20 protein-coding genes, 2 tRNA genes and 1 pseudogene are annotated in these 16485 nt (G+C 55.8%); 14 read left to right on the top strand and 9 right to left on the bottom strand.

Annotated features, from left to right (window positions below):
- Positions 1-72: 72 nt before the first annotated feature.
- The 4 genes from DS901_RS18790 to thyX form a co-directional block, all read right to left on the bottom strand.
- Positions 73-234, bottom strand: coding sequence for a hypothetical protein (locus DS901_RS18790; protein WP_181820868.1), 162 nt, complete (start codon positions 232-234; stop codon positions 73-75).
- A gap of 202 nt (positions 235-436) precedes the next feature.
- Positions 437-760 (bottom strand): arsenate reductase family protein, encoded by a 324-nt coding sequence (locus tag DS901_RS13065; RefSeq protein ID WP_113777439.1) that lies wholly within the window; start codon positions 758-760, stop codon positions 437-439.
- Between the two features lie 267 nt (positions 761-1027).
- On the bottom strand, positions 1028-1615 hold the full coding sequence (locus DS901_RS13060) for a hypothetical protein (RefSeq protein ID WP_113777377.1): 588 nt from the start codon (positions 1613-1615) through the stop codon (positions 1028-1030).
- Positions 1612-2517: an FAD-dependent thymidylate synthase gene (gene thyX, locus DS901_RS13055; RefSeq protein ID WP_113777438.1), complete on the bottom strand. Its 906-nt coding sequence runs from the start codon at positions 2515-2517 to the stop codon at positions 1612-1614. Before thyX ends, DS901_RS13060 begins: the two co-directional genes overlap by 4 nt.
- A gap of 134 nt (positions 2518-2651) precedes the next feature.
- Here thyX and DS901_RS13050 point away from each other — a divergent pair, with 134 nt between their 5' ends.
- Positions 2652-4022: a tetratricopeptide repeat protein gene (locus tag DS901_RS13050; RefSeq protein WP_147249931.1), complete on the top strand. Its 1371-nt coding sequence runs from the start codon at positions 2652-2654 to the stop codon at positions 4020-4022.
- 70 nt (positions 4023-4092) lie between these two features.
- Here the strand turns inward: DS901_RS13050 and DS901_RS13045 are convergent, their stop codons facing one another.
- From DS901_RS13045 to DS901_RS13025, 5 genes are all read right to left on the bottom strand, one after another.
- Positions 4093-4839, bottom strand: coding sequence for a maleate cis-trans isomerase family protein (locus tag DS901_RS13045; protein WP_113777375.1), 747 nt, complete (start codon positions 4837-4839; stop codon positions 4093-4095).
- On the bottom strand, positions 4836-5996 hold the full coding sequence (locus DS901_RS13040) for a M24 family metallopeptidase (protein ID WP_113777374.1): 1161 nt from the start codon (positions 5994-5996) through the stop codon (positions 4836-4838). Before DS901_RS13040 ends, DS901_RS13045 begins: the two co-directional genes overlap by 4 nt.
- Positions 5989-7038 carry a pyridoxal-phosphate dependent enzyme gene (locus DS901_RS13035; RefSeq protein WP_113777373.1) on the bottom strand — a complete coding sequence of 350 codons (1050 nt, stop codon included), beginning with the start codon at positions 7036-7038 and terminating at the stop codon, positions 5989-5991. The genes DS901_RS13040 and DS901_RS13035 overlap by 8 nt, the downstream gene beginning before the upstream one ends.
- A 180-nt stretch (positions 7039-7218) precedes the next feature.
- Positions 7219-8106 carry a hypothetical protein gene (locus tag DS901_RS13030; RefSeq protein WP_113777372.1) on the bottom strand — a complete coding sequence of 296 codons (888 nt, stop codon included), beginning with the start codon at positions 8104-8106 and terminating at the stop codon, positions 7219-7221.
- A gap of 358 nt (positions 8107-8464) precedes the next feature.
- Positions 8465-8539, bottom strand: a tRNA-Thr gene (locus DS901_RS13025).
- Positions 8540-8625: 86 nt separating this feature from the next.
- Between DS901_RS13025 and DS901_RS18785 the strand changes: the two genes are divergently transcribed.
- The 13 genes and pseudogenes from DS901_RS18785 to DS901_RS12965 form a co-directional block, all read left to right on the top strand.
- Complete coding sequence (locus DS901_RS18785; protein WP_181820867.1) at positions 8626-8775, top strand: hypothetical protein; 150 nt, start codon at positions 8626-8628, stop codon at positions 8773-8775.
- Positions 8776-8781: 6 nt separating this feature from the next.
- Entirely contained in the window at positions 8782-10047 is a 1266-nt protein-coding gene (gene murA / locus DS901_RS13020) for a UDP-N-acetylglucosamine 1-carboxyvinyltransferase (RefSeq protein WP_113777371.1), read from the top strand.
- A complete protein-coding gene (locus tag DS901_RS13015; RefSeq protein ID WP_113777370.1) occupies positions 10047-10520 on the top strand; it encodes a DUF2948 family protein in 474 nt (157 codons plus the stop codon). The genes murA and DS901_RS13015 overlap by 1 nt, the downstream gene beginning before the upstream one ends.
- A 141-nt stretch (positions 10521-10661) precedes the next feature.
- Positions 10662-11009: a CPCC family cysteine-rich protein gene (locus tag DS901_RS13010; protein WP_113777369.1), complete on the top strand. Its 348-nt coding sequence runs from the start codon at positions 10662-10664 to the stop codon at positions 11007-11009.
- Positions 11010-11193: 184 nt separating this feature from the next.
- Entirely contained in the window at positions 11194-12504 is a 1311-nt protein-coding gene (gene hisD, locus DS901_RS13005; protein WP_113777368.1) for a histidinol dehydrogenase, read from the top strand.
- Entirely contained in the window at positions 12501-12980 is a 480-nt protein-coding gene (locus DS901_RS13000; RefSeq protein ID WP_113777367.1) for a UPF0262 family protein, read from the top strand. Before hisD ends, DS901_RS13000 begins: the two co-directional genes overlap by 4 nt.
- 1 nt (position 12981) lies before the next feature.
- On the top strand, positions 12982-13464 hold the full coding sequence (locus DS901_RS12995; protein WP_113777437.1) for an arsenate-mycothiol transferase ArsC: 483 nt from the start codon (positions 12982-12984) through the stop codon (positions 13462-13464).
- 134 nt (positions 13465-13598) lie between these two features.
- Complete coding sequence (gene infA, locus DS901_RS12990) at positions 13599-13817, top strand: translation initiation factor IF-1 (protein ID WP_090196658.1); 219 nt, start codon at positions 13599-13601, stop codon at positions 13815-13817.
- A gap of 78 nt (positions 13818-13895) precedes the next feature.
- The gene (locus tag DS901_RS12985) at positions 13896-14474 is read left to right on the top strand and encodes a Maf family protein (protein WP_113777436.1); all 579 of its coding nucleotides are present in this window, start codon (positions 13896-13898) and stop codon (positions 14472-14474) included.
- Positions 14471-15505: a ribonuclease E/G gene (locus tag DS901_RS12980; RefSeq protein WP_113777366.1), complete on the top strand. Its 1035-nt coding sequence runs from the start codon at positions 14471-14473 to the stop codon at positions 15503-15505. Before DS901_RS12985 ends, DS901_RS12980 begins: the two co-directional genes overlap by 4 nt.
- Positions 15505-15690, top strand: coding sequence for a DNA gyrase inhibitor YacG (locus DS901_RS12975; RefSeq protein WP_113777365.1), 186 nt, complete (start codon positions 15505-15507; stop codon positions 15688-15690). Before DS901_RS12980 ends, DS901_RS12975 begins: the two co-directional genes overlap by 1 nt.
- 94 nt (positions 15691-15784) lie before the next feature.
- Positions 15785-15859 (top strand) — tRNA-Phe (locus tag DS901_RS12970).
- 383 nt (positions 15860-16242) lie between these two features.
- A pseudogene (locus DS901_RS12965) lies at positions 16243-16485 on the top strand (tyrosine-type recombinase/integrase); the annotation flags it as partial.

The following is a 16485-nucleotide window of genomic DNA, read 5'->3' as shown; positions in this document are numbered from 1 at the left end:
TTCTCTTCTCCTTAAGACAGCAAACAGCATTTGTCTAAGGAGGCATAAATCAGTTCCGCCGCCGCGACAATATTATGCTGCGATCTTGACGTTGGTCAGGAAAGAGGGCGCATCATCGCGTTCCAGTTGGTCACAAGTCTGGGTCAGACGATCAAGTAAATCCGCGCGGATTGGCGAAAACGCATTGTTTGCGTTGGCGTCTGATTTACGGGCTCTGCTTTGTTTTCTACGCATGACAATACCTGGCTGTGAAAGGATAGCTGGGACATAATTACTGCCCTATTTATAGCATGACGGCCGGCACTTGTGACGGGAAACCCGCGCAAATCCGCCATGTGACGCAAGGTCATATCCCTTATAAATAAGGTTAACACGCCACCCCACAACCGCTAATTTCACTCAACCTGTCCTTTAGGTTAGGACGCCGCGAATCGTGTCAAAGCCACGCGGCGTGTGCGTCTTCGTCCCAACCGCGCGTGTATTTTGTGCCGTCGGTAATGATCGGGCGGGCCATCAGGGCGGGTTGCGCGGCAAGCTGATCCTCGGCCTCGCTTTCGCGCAGCCACGCGTTGAGATTGCGGTAGGTCTGGGATTTGCGGTCGACCAGATTATCGCCAAATTCCGCAATCAACGGCGCCCATTCGGTTTCCGACAATGGGTCCGCACGCACATCACGAAAGGCCACATCATGCCCCGCGTCGCCCAGCGCGCGCAGCGCTTTTTTACAGTCAGAACATGTGGGCAGGCCGTAGAGGATCATTTTGGGTTCCATTCGTTGGTTGCCTTTATCTACTTGGCTTAGCTCAGACGTTCAACGCAAGGGCAGCGTTTGGACCGAGGGGGTGAGCACCGTCTTGGAAACGATCCGGGGGATCGTTTCAGGTGCGAACGGGCGGAGCCCCGGGGTGCGTTGCGTTAGTGCGGTGTCCCATCCGTAGGGCAGCGTCTGGACCTCGGGGTGGGTGCGAAGCGCCCTCCCCATGGGGGAGGTCCGGGCGCTGCCCGGCTATACCGGGCGGGAAAACAATTATCTTAGAATGCCCGAAACCCATTGTGACGAAACGGGGCACAACAACATGATTACTCCAGACAGTCCGATAAGCGTCGGTACAGCTAGGTACCAAACATAAACTGTCATCCATGCCCATGACGCAACCCGCTCAAACTTGGGAGAGATTTCGCTGACTAACTCAGCAACAGCATCAAGCTGAATCTCCAAATCTCGAATGTCAGCGGACTTAAATTCTGTCACCTCTTCCGACAATTCACTTGTCAGATTTTGCAACCTTCGCTTCAGGCCGTCGATTGGCGTCTCACCTTTGAGGGAATAATCACTCAATAAAGAACCTCGACCAACATTGACCGAATTAAACCAATTCAAGTAGACAATGCAATCTCCGCGCCAACTGACAAACAGCGCAACCCACGAAAAAACAAGAATAGTAACCGAGGCGACGATATACCCATCAGCGGGCAATTCGCCTTCAATTAGTGGTATATTGGTTAACCGAAGACCATAGGTTTCACCAAAGACGATGGCCGCGCCAAATATTGTAAGTATTCGCGCTGCGGCTATCGTTGGGCGAGTGATTAAGTCTTTAGAGTTAACCTTCACCCAATAATCCCCTCAAACTCCCGCCATTCGCCCTTGGACATCCCGGATGTCTCTTGCGTGACCTTTTCACCTTTCAGCATTCGGCGAACGCAATCGACTGCTTTGCCTGAGAGGTTGGCACCGCCCAAGCGGTAGTCTTCGAATGCGCCGTAGGCGGCGGGGACCCAGTCGGCGACGACTTTGCAGATTGCGTCGGCGTAGACCCGGATTTCGTATTGCGCGTGGGCGTCGGCGCGTAGGCGCAGGAAGTGGAACAGGTTGTGTAGATCGACCTTCCAATACCATTGCGTATAGATATTGGCGGGCAGGTTCATGCGGGCAAGCTCGCGCGCCAGCCCTTGCTGTCCTTCTTGGTCGATCATTTCCGCATAGTGATCATAGCAGCGCGCAGCATCGCCTTTGAGGTATTCAAGCACGCGCGCGGCTTCTTCGCCGGTGAGCGCTTCGCCCCGGCCCTGATTGTTGATCACGGATTGCGCGGCCAGTTTATTGGCCTCAGGGATATAGAATTCCCGGTCAAGGATCGAATAGCGCGCAGAGTATTCGTTCACATTCGCCGTCCGGTGCCGGATCCATTGGCGCGCGACAAAGACGGGCAGTTTGACGTGCAGCTTGATTTCGCACATCTCGAACGGTGTCGAATGCCAGTGCCGCATCAGGTAGCGGATCAGCCCGGCATCGTTTTGCACTGATTTCGTGCCTTTCCCGTATGACACCCGCGCCGCCTGACAGATCGCGGAATCGTCGCCCATATAGTCGATGACCCGGATAAACCCGTGGTCTAGAACCTCGTGCGCGTTGTACAGATGCGCTTCCATCCCTTCGGACACCGCACGCAAGGTTGGTTGGGTTTGCGCGCGCAAGGCGTCGATTTCGGCCTGTTGTTCGGGGCTTATAGGCATCTTCATCTCCGGCAGTTAGATTCGGTTTGGCTCACTATAGTGTGTGAAATCATTTCAAACACCCAAGATAGGCTAGCTGCCCGTTCTAAGCTATGACATTATGCCGCAAAACCGACCTACCTAAGGATCAAACGATGGCACTGCGTATGATTGCCGTGATGGCTTGCCTTGCCGCCGCCCCGGTGTTGGCCCAATCGACGGTCGATATTCCGAATGCGCAAGCCCGCGTTATTGCGACCCGTGCCGCGCAGGCTGGTGACTTCGCATTAGCGATTGAGATTGCCAAGCAATTGCTTGCCCAAGACCCCGATGACCGGACCGCGTTGATTGTGATGGCTGCCGCCGCGCCGCAGGTTGGTGATTTTGATACCGGGCAGCGCGCTGGCGCGCGGGCTTGGCGTGTGTCGCAAACAGATGTTCAAAAATACGAGGCCGCCCGCCTGACCGCGCTGGCCGCCGCAAATGCCGAACGTTTCACGCTGTCGACGATCTGGTTGCGTCGTGCCCTGACCGTGGCCCCCAACGATACGGAAATTGAGCGTACTATTACAGACGCACGCGCCATATCGCGCCGCAACCCGTGGTCAACATCGCTGTCGTTTTCGGTTGTCCCGTCGAACAACGTGAATGGCGGCGCCGATGATGACACATTAACCGCGCCCGGCAATTTTGACGGCCAACTATCAGCTGACGCGCTGGCATTGGCGGGCATACGCGCGTCCCTTGGATTTCGCACCCAGTATCGCCTGCATGCGACCCCGAAAAATCGCACGACCGTTGGTTTGCAATTCAACGCCCTACGGGTGCGGCTGGAAGAAGGCGCGCCACTGCCGGACGCGGCGTTTAGTACGGACACAACGCTTATTGACTTAACCCATGAACGCGCCCTGCCCAAAGGTGTGATCAGCGTTACGGCCGCAGCGGGCGTGTCAAATTACGCGACCGGACAAGAAGATGAACCCGACGTTGAAACCTACAAATATGATATCGTGCGCATCGGCATGCGGTACCGTCTTCCCTTAAATGCGCAATCCGAAATTGGCTTTGGCGTACAGTCCGAACAACTGACCTATGAAACCGCCAATATAGGCGAGGTCGACCGCGTTAATCTTAGTGCATCCTACACAAGGCGGACCGACAGTGGGGACAGTTGGCGTACCGCGATCAGTTATACCGACAGCGATAGTGCATCGGCGAACTATGTGTTCGAAACCATAACCCTACAGGGGAACTACAATTGGCGCGACCCCATTGGTCCGGTCACGTTCTCGGCTGGTGCGGGTGTCACATGGGCAGATTACCCTGATTACAGTTTACTTTTCGCCGTCACAGGCGGTCGACAAGACACGACCCTATTCTACACGGTCAATATGCGGTTCGCTGATCTTTCATATGCCGGATTTACGCCGGGCGTGTCGGTAAAACACAGCTTTGCCGAAAGCAACGTCAGCAGGTTTACGCGCGACACGCTTGCGGTTGGGTTCACCTTGACCTCGCAATTTTAACCTCAAAATCTTGGGCCGTCACATCATTTTAAGTACGCCCCGACAGATTCCCAGATGGCCAGCGTTGACGCTAGACCGCCCCCAATTGACCGGGAAACCCCACCTCCAAAGCCACCCCAGCGCGACGCGCCATATGCCACGCCAAAGCCTGATTGCTACTAACCACGGGTTTGCCAAGCTGCACTTCAAGATCAGCAATTATGTCGAGCGTGCGCAGGTTTGTACAAGACAGAAACACCGCATCCACATCTGCGTGCTGTCCGACATCCAGCGCCGCAGCATAGATGGATGCCGGATCAATACGCGCCACGCGCTGTTCGATCTCTTCGCCGAATGACAGGCTATGCGGCACTGCAAAGCCTGCATCCACAAACGCCTGCTGGATCGGCAAAGCCACATCCGCAACATAGGGAGACACGATCCCAACGGCGCGCGTATCCAACGCTGTTAACGCCGCGATAGAGGCGCTCAGCGGGTCAGAAACCGCCCGCGTTTGCGCATTTGCGGCGACCATCTGCGCGACTTTCTTTGCGCCGATCAATGTCGTCCCCGAGGTGCACGCATAGCCAATCGCGTCAAACGCCACCGCAGACGGCAAAAGTCCGACGGCTTGCGGCAAGTCCACCGCCATTTGCGCGATTGTATCACGCGTGAGCGCCTCGCCAGATGCGACCCGGCTGACATAAAGCGCAATCTCATCCGATGGGAACAGTCGCCGAAAATCCTGCTCAATCGTTTCATCAACCTGCAACACCACAAGCCCCAGCGTTGCGGCTGTCCCGATCGGCCCTGTTAGATGGTAAGGATATGTCTTCACCTGTGGATTTCCGGCAATGCGGGCGGCGCCCGGCGTGACAAGAGCTGCGCACCAGCCGCAGTCAGGACGATGTTTTCTTCATGCACCATGATCTTGCCCGGCGCGATTTCCACCCCCGGCTCAAGCGTGAGCACCATGCCCGCGCGCAAAGGTGTGTGATCATGCGGCGTAAGAGACGGCCATTCCGTCAGCGTGATCCCCAACCCATGCCCCAAGCGCCCGCCGCCGGGCCGCGCACCTTGGGACAGGATGCTTTGGCACATCACGTGGTGCAGTTCAGCCGCTGTCATGCCGGGATGCAGCGCTGATAATGCCGCATCAGTGGCTTGATACGCCACATCATAGGCCCGCCGCGCCGCATCATCAGGGGTGCCAATCGCAAAATTGCGATCAAAGTCGCAAAAATACCCGTCACGCACCGCACCTGTATCAAGCATTAGGGTATCGCCGTCTTGCAAAGCCCGATCTGAGGCCGGTGAAATCACATCACCATAGCCTCCCTGCCCGGCCCCACCAGCCACATAAGACACCCAATCAGCCCCTTCGGACAGCAGCGCGATTTGAAAATCGCGGAACACAGCATCCAAGGGCCGCCCCTTTTGCGCGAATGTCGCCACCCGGTCAAACGCACGGTCAGCAATCGCACAGCTTGCTTTGATCTTGGCGATCTCTGCCGCGGACTTGATTTCGCGTGTGCGCTGCACTGTATCCGTTGCATCGACAATCCGCCGTGGCGCGATTTTGGCTGTGCAGGTCAAATAATCCGCAAGCGGCATCCGCAGATGCGTCTCTAAGCCCATCGGAATCCCCAACGCGCCGTGCGTTGGCACCTGTTCACAAATGGCATCACATAACAGACTGACCCCATCATCAGCGGGGTTAGGCGCATCCCATGTCCGCATATCCGTGATCCAACTACGCCCCATCAATGCTGCCCCAATCGCCGGAATAACGGCAATGGGCGCGCCTGATACTGGTACCAAAATATACCAAGGGCGGGCCGGGCTTTCCCAAAACCGCGTCAGAAAGCCGGTGACATAGAACACATCGGCAGGCGTGGTCAAAAGCAGCGCATCTTGGCCTGCGGCGGCCATCTGGCGCTGCATCCGGGCGACGCGGGTTTCAAATTCCGCGGCAGGGAAAAGCCCCTCAGCCATCCTCGGAGCCTTCGCTGATAATGCACAGAACCCGCGCATCCGACCCAAGCGCCGGGCGCGTTGCAAGTACCGCTGCGACCCCTGCGGCCCCGGAAGGCGTTGTTGCGGTCCGGTGGGTGCCAAGAAACGCGACGGCATCTGCCGCCTCTTGTTCGGTGACGGTAACAAAGCTGTTCGCGTCGCGCGCCAACCCCGCCAGCGCCACCATCGACGGGGTTTTGCAATCTAGCCGCCCCATCTGGGACACGGGGCCTGTTGTTGTCACGACCTCACCAGCCCTGAGGCTCTCAATCAGCGCCGGGGCTGCATCGGGTTCGACCACGATGATTTCAGGCCCGTCACCCCAAACCACCCGCGCATAGGCAGCAACGGCAGCGGCCAATCCGCCGACCCCTGCTTGCAGAAAAATATGGGTTGGGGGGCTATCAATTTGGGTCGCCGCTTCGACGGCCATTTGCAAATAGCCTTCCATCACTTTTGTTGGCAAGGTCACATAGCCCGGCCATGACCCATCCGACAAAAGCGTGCCATCACCTGCATCTGCCGCCCGCTCTGCCGCGACCAAACTGTCTTCATATGTGTCGCCTGCCCGTTCAACTTGTGCCCCGGCCGCACGTAACCTTTCAGCAAAGGGATCGGGCACAGAATCGGCAAGATAGATGATCGCCTTTGCTCCAAAAATCCGCGCACCCGCTGCAACTGACAATCCGTGGTTGCCCGCACTGGCCGTGATAAACACATCCCCCACAAGCGCCTGCGCCCAATTGTCATCCGTGACTTTCTCTGCGGCAAGCGCAGCAATCGCATAGGCCGCACCAAGCGCCTTAAAACTGCCAAGCCCCATGCGCGCGCGTTCATCTTTCAGCCAAAGCGACGCGATCCCAAGCTGGGCCGCCGCAGCATCCAAACAGCGCAAAGGCGTTGGCGCATGTGCCGGGCACAATGTCAAAAGCTGCGTCACCGCAGAGGCGTCATTTTTTGGGAAAAAATCCAATCCCGGCATCCCTGTGCCGCGATAAGGATTCTGAAGACTATCTGACATATGCGCACTTTCACTTATGCGGGCTGGAACCAAAAACCTACCCTAGTCAGCGATTTGCGCAATCCCTATGTCCAATCAGCATACTTCTCCAAACAAACTGGACTGCCCCCGAAGGAGGCGCCCAGCACCAACCGCAAAATGATGTAACTGGGCCCGCATCGCGCAGGCCCAGTCATTTTATTACAATGGGAAGAGCGCTAGCACGCTTGAACGGCGGTCATCACGGCTGAGTTGATTAAACCGTTGGTCAACACGTGTTTGCGTTCCTGTTTCAAAGGAAATCATCGCCTGAATATGGGTAATATCCGTTGTTTCAACAATCGATTGCCCCGCGCTCGCATCCAGCCAAACACCATCTGTCACCTGATAGCCGGCGCCAATCGCATAGGTCTGTGCTTCAAAACTGTCATCAAGCGATGTTTCCACCGCAGCCATCACGCGGAACGTTTCGTTCACATCATAGCTACCACGGGCGCCAAGCAGCGCGCTGTCAAACCAAAGGTTGCTATCTTGGTAGTAACCGCGCGCTTGGATTGGACCTGCGTCATAGGAGGCGCTCAGTTTTGAAATCGGGTCATCAAGGTAGGTATAGGACTGCACGTCAAGACCAAGACGCAACTCTGGCGTTGCTGCGTATTCTGCATAAAGCGATGTGAGCGCATCATCGTCATCAATGCTTGTGTAATTCAGCGCAACGGCAAATTGATCATTTTGGTACTGGCCGAAGACCTCGTACCCATCCCATGCCGGAATATCACCATCAACGCCCGTAAACCCTGCGCCGAACAACATTTCCGGTGACGCCATATAGCTGGCAGAAACCGCGTATTCTACGTACTCAAGCGGAAAGATGACATCGTGTTGGATGCTTGCAATATCTGCACTCAGCAAGAACTGACCAAACGTGTATTCAGCGCCCCCTTGCACGCGGCCTGACGAACGCTCGTCGTTTTCAATGTCAAAGTGAGAGTAGTCGTAGCTCAAGTGCGCATAGTTCAAGCCATCCTCGGCCGAAGCGGCACCCGCGATCAGGGCGATCATGCTTGTCAGTGTAAGTTTGTGTAACATTTGTAATATCCTTTTTTGAAATTGGTTCTTCGCATGGCAAGAACCCTACGTTTTCGAATGATAGTGATGGTCGCGAGGGATGGCTTTGCGCGCTGCTAGAATTGCGGCCCCCTCATGTCACGTTCCTCTGCGTTGTTCCAAATTGCATCGACGTAACCGCATCTCGTCCGCGTTACAGTCGTAGGTCGTTTGGAGATAGGAAACGGTTCAAAGAAAGACTAAAAATAGCTCAAAAAAACGTAACACGTTGTTAAAAATCAATAATAACGCCGGAAAACAAGACAGAAAAAGACAATTCGAGGGGTAACACCTATCCCCAATAGCGTTGCTACTCAGGTTATTTGGCGAAATAAAGGGATGGTGCTGCGAGGGAGAATTGAACTCCCGACCTCGTCATTACCAATGACGCGCTCTACCACTGAGCTACCGCAGCTTCCGTGAGCGGGGAATTAGACGCAAACGCGCGCTGGTGCAAGCCCTGACTGGACCCTTTTTACGCTTATTGCTAACAGGGCTGTCATGAGCGACAAACAACAACAGAGTAGTAAGGGCAAGACCGCCACATCCCGAGACGATCGGTTAAAGGCGGCGCTCAAGGCAAATATGGCCAAGCGCAAGGCGCAGGCCCGCGCCCGCACGACGGGTGATGATAAAAAAGAGAAAGAGTAGACAGGCATGGATTCGATTGTTGTCAAAGGCGGCACGCCGTTAAACGGAAAAATCCAGATCGCGGGCGCGAAGAATGCGGCGCTGGCGCTGATGCCTGCCACATTACTGTCAGAAGAGCCGCTGACGCTGACCAATGCGCCCCGCTTGTCTGACATCAAGACAATGACGCAGCTTTTGCAGTCATTGGGTGTCGAAGTCACGTCAATGCAAAACGGCAAGGTGCAGGTTCTGTCATCGCACGACATGACATCGACCACCGCCGATTATGAAATTGTCCGCAAAATGCGTGCCTCTAATCTTGTTCTGGGTCCCCTTCTGGCCCGCCATCATCAGGCGGTTGTATCCCTGCCCGGAGGCTGCGCGATTGGCGCACGCCCGATGGATCTTCACGTATCGGGTCTTGAGGCAATGGGCGCAGAAATTGAGCTGAAAGATGGCTATCTGCATGCCGTTGCCAAAGGCGGGCTGAAAGGCGCGCGCGTGCCGCTGCGCTTTGCCTCTGTGGGGGCGACCGAAAACATCCTGATGGCCGCAACATTGGCCAAAGGCACCACAATCATTGAAAACGCAGCACGCGAGCCTGAAATTGTCGATCTCGCCCGCTGTTTGCGCAGCATGGGCGCGCAGATTGATGGCGAAGGCACCAGCACGATCACCATTGATGGCGTTGACCGGTTGGGCGCAGCCACCCACCCGGTGGTCACTGACCGGATTGAACTCGGCACCTATATGCTCGCCCCTGTTTTTGCAGGTGGCGAGGTCGAATGCCTTGGTGGTCGGCTTGATCTGATCGAGGCCTTTGTTGAGAAACTGGATGCCGCTGGTGTGGATGTGTCAGAGACCCCGGATGGATTGTTGGTCAAGCGCCGCAATGACCGCGCACGCGCAGTAAACGTCACAACCGAAGTCTTCCCCGGCTTCCCGACTGACCTTCAGGCGCAGATGATGGCAATGCTCTGCACCGCAGATGGCACATCTGTGTTGGAAGAGAAAATCTTTGAAAACCGCTTTATGCACGCGCCTGAATTGATCCGTATGGGCGCAAATATCGAAGTCCAAGGCGGCACCGCAACCGTCCACGGCGTTGAACGCCTTAAGGGCGCGCGCGTGATGGCGACGGATTTGCGCGCCTCTGCTTCGCTGGTTTTGGCAGGGCTTGCCGCCGAAGGCGAAACCGTGGTCAGCCGCGTCTATCACCTTGATCGCGGCTACGAGCATATCGAAGAAAAACTGAGCGCGGTTGGCGCGCAAATTGAACGGGTATCCGAATAATGGTTGAAGACGCGCGGTTTGAAGACGGCAAAGAATCACCCCTGCGCCTTAAGGCGTTGGATGCGGACGATCTGAACGTCATCGCCGCATTGGTCCAAGATGCGGTGTTTCCGGCTGCTGAAATGCAATGGGACCGCAAGGCACGCCGCTTTGCGCTATTGTTGAACCGCTTTCGCTGGGAGGACGCGGATAACGCACCGCGCCACGGCCATGAACGCGTGCAATCCGTGCTGGTGTTCGAGGATGTGATGTGCGTGCAAAGCCAAGGGGTTGATAAATCTGAACCTGAAATGGTGTTTTCTCTGCTGTCCATCACCTTCACCCCCGGCGAAGACGGCACAGGCCGCATTGAACTGACGCTCGCAGGCGACGGGGCCATCGCGCTTGAGGTCGAAGCACTCGAAGTCATCCTACGCGACGTCACCCGCCCCTACGGCGCACCATCAGGCAAGGCACCGTCGCATCCAACGTGATGTGGGCGGCGTCATGCGGTACGGGTCCAAGCGTCATGCGTTTTTGGACCTGAGCTGACCTACGGCGTGGCGTGCGCTAAGGTCAGTCGATCTGACATTTATACCGTTGAAATTCGAGCAAGTTGCCAGCATAAATCAGCCATGGATCAATTCCTTTTTGCCTGCCCCTGTTGCCAGTTTCCGACACTCTCCGAACGTGGGAGTTATGATATTTGCACCATATGTTGGTGGGAAGATGATGGACAGGACAATGAAACCGCCAATCAAGTTTGGGGAGGACCTAACGGCCCGTATTCATTGGCGAGAGCGCGAACAAACTTCAAAAGACACGGACATATGTACGACGTGGGTAAAGGTATCGACGTCGTCGAGAACCCCAGCCGCGCGCGGAAGGAACTTCTTCGCTACGTTGATTCCGTCGAAAGCGCGGCCAAGATTGAGTTGGAACTCCTTTTTCGTTTGTTAGAGAAAGAGCGACTGTCACGCTAACTTCGGTAGTTTGTGCACCTAGCAGCCATCCCCTACGGTTAAACGAACGGCAGTTTCCGCATCTTTCAGAATTAACTCAATTGTCGGAGAAACGGTCAAAGCCATCGGACCCACACGACCTGATAACAATGCCGCATTGAAGCGCCCGCCACTGCCTTGTATGTCGGCGGTGAAGGAGTGCACTATGCCACAGTTTCTGAACACATCTGACGCCGATTTCGAGACCTGCTTTACCGCCCTTTTGGGCGCAAAGCGCGAAGATAGTCCAGATGTTGATCATATCGTGGCGGATATTATCGCGGATGTGCGCACGCGCGGCGACGCGGCGCTGATCGCACTGACCAGTAAATTTGATCGCCTAGATCTGACGCCTGAAACCATGCGTTTTTCCCCTGCTGAAATTGAGGCCGAATGCGCAAAAGTCAGTGAAGCAGACCGCGCAGCCCTAGAATTGGCCGCGAGCCGCATTCGTGCCTATCACGCCCGCCAGATGCCCGCAGATGATATGTGGACCGATGACACGGGTGCGACGCTTGGCTGGCGCTGGACACCAGTTTCGGCGGCGGGCCTTTACGTGCCGGGCGGCTTGGCCTCATATCCGTCTTCGGTCCTGATGAACGCGATCCCGGCCAAGGTCGCGGGCGTAGGCCGTTTGGCCATCGTCGTGCCGACCCCAGATGGGATCACAAACCCGCTGGTGCTGATGGCCGCAAAGATCGCTGGCGTGGACGAGATTTACCGTATCGGCGGTGCGCAGGCCGTCGCCGCACTTGCCTATGGCACCGAAACAATTGCGCCTGTCGATAAGATCACCGGGCCAGGCAACGCATTTGTCGCTGCGGCAAAGCGCCGGGTGTTTGGCAAGGTGGGCATCGATATGATCGCGGGCCCGTCAGAAATCCTCGTGATTGCCGACAAAGACAATGACCCCGATTGGATCGCGCTTGACCTCTTGTCCCAAGCCGAACACGATGAAAGCGCGCAATCGCTGCTGATCACCGATAATGCAGATTTTGGACAATCCGTCGTTGCCGCTGTTGAAAAGCGCCTTGAAACGCTGGAACGCCGCGCCATTGCCGGGGCTAGCTGGCGCGACTTTGGCGCGGTGATTACCGTGGCCAATATGGATGAAGCCGTCGCACTTTCTGATCGGATTGCCCCCGAGCACCTAGAGATTTGCACTGCAAACGCTGAAGAACTGACGGATCAAGTGACCCACGCTGGTGCTATCTTTATTGGGGGTTGGACACCCGAAGCAATCGGTGACTACATTGGGGGGCCAAACCACGTGCTGCCGACTGCCCGGTCTGCGCGGTTCTCAAGCGGATTGTCTGTTATGGATTTCATTAAGCGCACAACCTTGTCTAAAATGACGCCAAAGGCGCTTGCCGCGATTGGTCCTGCGGCCGAACGGCTTGCGCAATCTGAAAGCTTAGAGGCGCATGGGTTGTCCGTGCGCGCGCGCTTGGACCGTTTGAACACAGGTGACACATGAACAAGCTGAGCCATATCACGATTGATGACAGCGGCCTGCCTGCCCCCACGCCAGAGATCGAACAAGAACGCAAAGTCGCGCTTTTTGATTTGCTCGAAGACAATAGTTTTGCCCTGCCCGACCGTAGTGACCGCGCAGCACCCGCTGGCCCCTACCGTTTGGGCCTGTCGATCAAAGAGCGGCGCCTTGTCTTTGATATCAAAACCGAAGCCGAAGACCCCGCTGGCGAATTCCACCTGTCGCTGGGGCCGTTTCGGCAGGTTGTAAAAGACTATTTTCAGATATGTGAAAGCTATTTTGACGCGGTGAAAACCATGCCACCCAGCCAGATCGAAACGATCGATATGGCACGGCGCGGCATCCACAACGAAGGTGCACGCATTCTGCAAGAGCGACTTGAAGGCAAGGCCGAGGTCGATACTGACACGGCACGCCGCCTGTTTACCCTGATCTGTGTCTTGCATTTCGGTGGCTGATTTGGGGGAGGACGCCAAATTCGCCCCCCTACCACAGTCGGTGCTGTTTTGTTGCGACTATAACTCTGTGCGTTCCCCTATGGCCGAAGGCATCATGAAAAGTCTTTATGGCACTGATTGTTATATCCAATCCGTTGGCGTCAAAAATGACCTTGAAATCGACGGCTTTGCGATTACCGTCTGCGCCGAAATTGGCGTAGAGCTGTCCCGTCACCGCGCGCGCACATTTGATGAAATGGAAGAATGGGGCGATGATCTTTCGTCGTTCGATCTGGTGCTGGCACTATCGCCGGCCAGTCAGCGCCGCGCGCTCGATCTGACCCAGTTTTACCATCTAGAGGTGGAATATTGGCCCATTCTGGACCCCACAGGCCTAGGTGATGACCGCGACGCGCGGCTCAACATGTACCGACAGACCCGCGATCAAATCAAAGAGCGGTTGATTGCGCGGTGGGGGCCCGGCGCAAGTGCTGAAACCGACTGAATTTCAGCGCAGTTGCGTGGCAAAACCATCATATCCTCTACCTCTTGCCGATTAGGCCTTGAAAACTTGTGGGTTCGGGCGCATTTAGACGCCGTCCGCCAGACTTTGGGCGGAAGTGAAATACAGGAGATCACATGGCCAAGGAAGAACTGCTCGAATTCCCAGGTGTCGTCATAGAACTTCTGCCAAACGCGACGTTTCGGGTCGAGCTGGAAAACGGCCATGAGATCATCGCGCATACGGCAGGCAAGATGCGTAAAAATCGTATCCGCGTTTTGGCAGGCGATAAGGTACAGGTCGAAATGACCCCTTATGACTTGACCAAAGGTCGGATCAACTATCGCTTCAAATAGCGCGCTCCGCATGCTGTGCGGTCGTGCTTGGGTGAACGTTTTGATATATCTTAAACGCAAACCGGTGTCCTTGTGACGCTGTCGCTCGTACTTGGCTCAGGCTCGCCCCGGCGGCTTGAGCTATTGGCGCAGCTTGGTGTCGTGCCCAGCGATATCCGCGCCCCCGATATTGACGAAGATCCGCGCAAGGCTGAATTGCCGCGCGACTATGTCAACCGGATTGCCGCTGAAAAAGCGGCTGCGGTCCCAATGAACCAAAATGAAATCGTGCTGTGCGCCGATACGACGGTGGCGCTTGGCCGTCGGATCATGGGCAAACCTGCGGATGCAGGTGAAGCCGCTGCATTTTTATATGCGCTATCGGGCCGCCGTCACAAGGTCATCACTTCGGTTGCTGTGAAACGCGGTGATCAGGTCTGGCAAAAAGATGTGCAAAGCACGGTCGCAATGAAACGCCTGTCAGACGCCGAAGTGAACGCTTATCTTGCCTCAGGTGATTGGCAAGGCAAGGCCGGTGGCTATGCCATTCAAGGCCCCGCTGGCGCGTTCATCCCATGGATTAACGGATCGTATACTGGCATTGTTGGCCTACCACTGACCGAAACCGCTGGGCTTTTGGCCGCCGCGGGTTTCCCCCTGCACAAAGGTGACACATGAAGGGTCGCGCAATTATTCTTGACCATATCGGCGATGTCGAAGTTGCGGCCTATATGATCGATGGCAAGCTAGACGATCTGCTGATTGACCACCCAGATGCACCGCGCCAAGGCGCGATCTACCGCGGCATTTGTGATCGCCCGATCAAGGGCCAAGGCGGCATGATGCTGCGCTTGCCTGAAGGCGAAACCGCATTTTTACGTGCAAGTAAAGGTCTTCGCCCGGGCCAGCCATTGTTGGTACAGGTTACCGGTCATGCCGAAGATGGCAAAGCCGTCCCCGTCACCGACCGGGTGCTGTTCAAAAGCCGCTACGCGATTGTGACCCCCGGCAAACCGGGCCTGAACATTTCGCGCCAGATCACCGATGAAGACACACGCGATAACCTCATGGCCATCGCCCATAGCGTCTTTGACAGCGAACACGGGCTGATCCTACGCTCGTCGTGCGAAGGGGCCGATGGCGAAGAAATCGCCGACGATATCATCGCGATGCTGTCACTTGCCGATGCGGTGCTTGCAGATGCCACAGGAACCACCCCCGAAGCGCTGACCGAAGGCGACGGGCCACACACAATCGCTTGGCGCGAATGGGCAAGCGTGGCAACAGTCGTCACAGATCCAGGCAGCTTTGACACCCACGGCGCGCTTGATCAACTGGCAATGCTCGACGGTCCACTGGTGCGTTTGGGCGAGGGCACAATGTACGTCGAACCCACGCGCGCGCTGGTGGCCGTCGACGTGAACACAGGCAACGACACATCGCCCGCCGCCGCGCTAAAGACCAATCTGGCAGCAGCACGCGCCCTGCCCCGCGCCCTGCGCTTGCGCGGCCTTGCCGGGCAAATCACGGTGGATTTCGTGTCGATGTCCAAAGCCCATCGCAAACAGCTTGAACAAACGCTGCGCGCCGCGTTTCGGAACGACCCGATTGAAACCTCACTTGTCGGATGGAGCCCCATGGGCCTGTTTGAACTTCAGCGCAAACGCGAACGCCCGCCATTCCCAAAACAGCTGTTCACGGATCTCTAATGCCCTGTCCAATCTGCAAAAAGCCAACCGAAACAGCGTTCCGCCCGTTTTGTTCAAAACGCTGCGCAGATATTGATTTGGGCAAATGGTTCAGCGGCAGCTACGCGATCCCGGCAGCCGCATCTGAGGATGATGAGAACCTCGAAAACGAACTGAAGGCTGCAAGCGAAAAGAAACCACACTAAGGTGCGAATAATCGCAACTTCCCTCTGGACACCCCCCGCCCCCACGTCTAAAACGCCGCTACCCAAGGGGTTGCAGATAGCAACACCATCCCGTGCCCGGGTAGCTCAGGGGTAGAGCAGTGGATTGAAAATCCTCGTGTCGGTGGTTCGATTCCGCCCCTGGGCACCATTAAAACCTTGACATTACTGGATAAATTCATTTTCGTTGATGCAAATTGAAAGCTCGAATAAATTATACACAGTTATACACTTTGAAAGAGCGGATATTGGCCCGAATATCGAAGACCCCAAAAAAAGTCATTCGATTCAATTAAGTCGATCAAACATCTGCGTAAAGGGCTCGCCATCTACAAGACTGGCCGAAGCCCTTTCTGGTTTATTCGGCTGCGAGATCCGCTTGCTGGTAAGTATATTGTTCGGTCATCTAAAGAGACATCCCGCCTTGATGCCATCGAAACCGCCCATGAGTTTGCTGACAACTACCGTAGCAAGGCCAACACCGCGTTTGCGCAACAAAAGTCCACAAATTTTGAGCATTACGCCAAACTGCTGATGGCTGCGCAGAAGGGCAAATCGAAGTGGTCTGATGGCGACGGCAAACTGCTGAACCGCCAGAAGGATGGACTGATTATCTATTTTGGCAAACACGATGTGACGAAAATCACGACAGGCATGATCCGTGAATACTTGCTACATCTTGATGACAATCGAGACAGGCCACTGGCTCAATCGACCAAATCCAAACATGTCGTCATCATCCGAAAGGTCCTGTCTCTACCATTCTGGCGCATCAGT

This window comes from Loktanella sp. D2R18 (assembly GCF_003318235.1).
Classification (GTDB): Bacteria; Pseudomonadota; Alphaproteobacteria; order Rhodobacterales; family Rhodobacteraceae; genus Yoonia.
The sequence above is the reverse complement of the archived record's forward strand: the minus strand, read 5'-3'. Positions and strand labels throughout refer to the sequence as shown.

Bases quoted from the DNA above. Each gene is read 5' to 3' on its own strand.
- DS901_RS13040 (WP_113777374.1), bottom strand. From the start codon at position 5,996: ATGGCTGAGGGGCTTTTCCCTGCCGCGGAATTTGAAACCCGCGTCGCC.
- thyX (WP_113777438.1), bottom strand. From the start codon at position 2,517: ATGCCTATAAGCCCCGAACAACAGGCCGAAATCGACGCCTTGCGCGCG.
- DS901_RS12975 (WP_113777365.1), top strand. From the start codon at position 15,505: ATGCCCTGTCCAATCTGCAAAAAGCCAACCGAAACAGCGTTCCGCCCG.
- DS901_RS18785 (WP_181820867.1), top strand. From the start codon at position 8,626: ATGAGCGACAAACAACAACAGAGTAGTAAGGGCAAGACCGCCACATCC.
- DS901_RS13030 (WP_113777372.1), bottom strand. From the start codon at position 8,106: ATGTTACACAAACTTACACTGACAAGCATGATCGCCCTGATCGCGGGT.
- DS901_RS13065 (WP_113777439.1), bottom strand. From the start codon at position 760: ATGATCCTCTACGGCCTGCCCACATGTTCTGACTGTAAAAAAGCGCTG.
- DS901_RS13035 (WP_113777373.1), bottom strand. From the start codon at position 7,038: ATGTCAGATAGTCTTCAGAATCCTTATCGCGGCACAGGGATGCCGGGA.
- DS901_RS13010 (WP_113777369.1), top strand. From the start codon at position 10,662: ATGGATCAATTCCTTTTTGCCTGCCCCTGTTGCCAGTTTCCGACACTC.
- DS901_RS13015 (WP_113777370.1), top strand. From the start codon at position 10,047: ATGGTTGAAGACGCGCGGTTTGAAGACGGCAAAGAATCACCCCTGCGC.
- DS901_RS13000 (WP_113777367.1), top strand. From the start codon at position 12,501: ATGAACAAGCTGAGCCATATCACGATTGATGACAGCGGCCTGCCTGCC.
- hisD (WP_113777368.1), top strand. From the start codon at position 11,194: ATGCCACAGTTTCTGAACACATCTGACGCCGATTTCGAGACCTGCTTT.
- infA (WP_090196658.1), top strand. From the start codon at position 13,599: ATGGCCAAGGAAGAACTGCTCGAATTCCCAGGTGTCGTCATAGAACTT.
- DS901_RS18790 (WP_181820868.1), bottom strand. From the start codon at position 234: ATGCGTAGAAAACAAAGCAGAGCCCGTAAATCAGACGCCAACGCAAAC.
- murA (WP_113777371.1), top strand. From the start codon at position 8,782: ATGGATTCGATTGTTGTCAAAGGCGGCACGCCGTTAAACGGAAAAATC.
- DS901_RS13050 (WP_147249931.1), top strand. From the start codon at position 2,652: ATGGCACTGCGTATGATTGCCGTGATGGCTTGCCTTGCCGCCGCCCCG.
- DS901_RS12980 (WP_113777366.1), top strand. From the start codon at position 14,471: ATGAAGGGTCGCGCAATTATTCTTGACCATATCGGCGATGTCGAAGTT.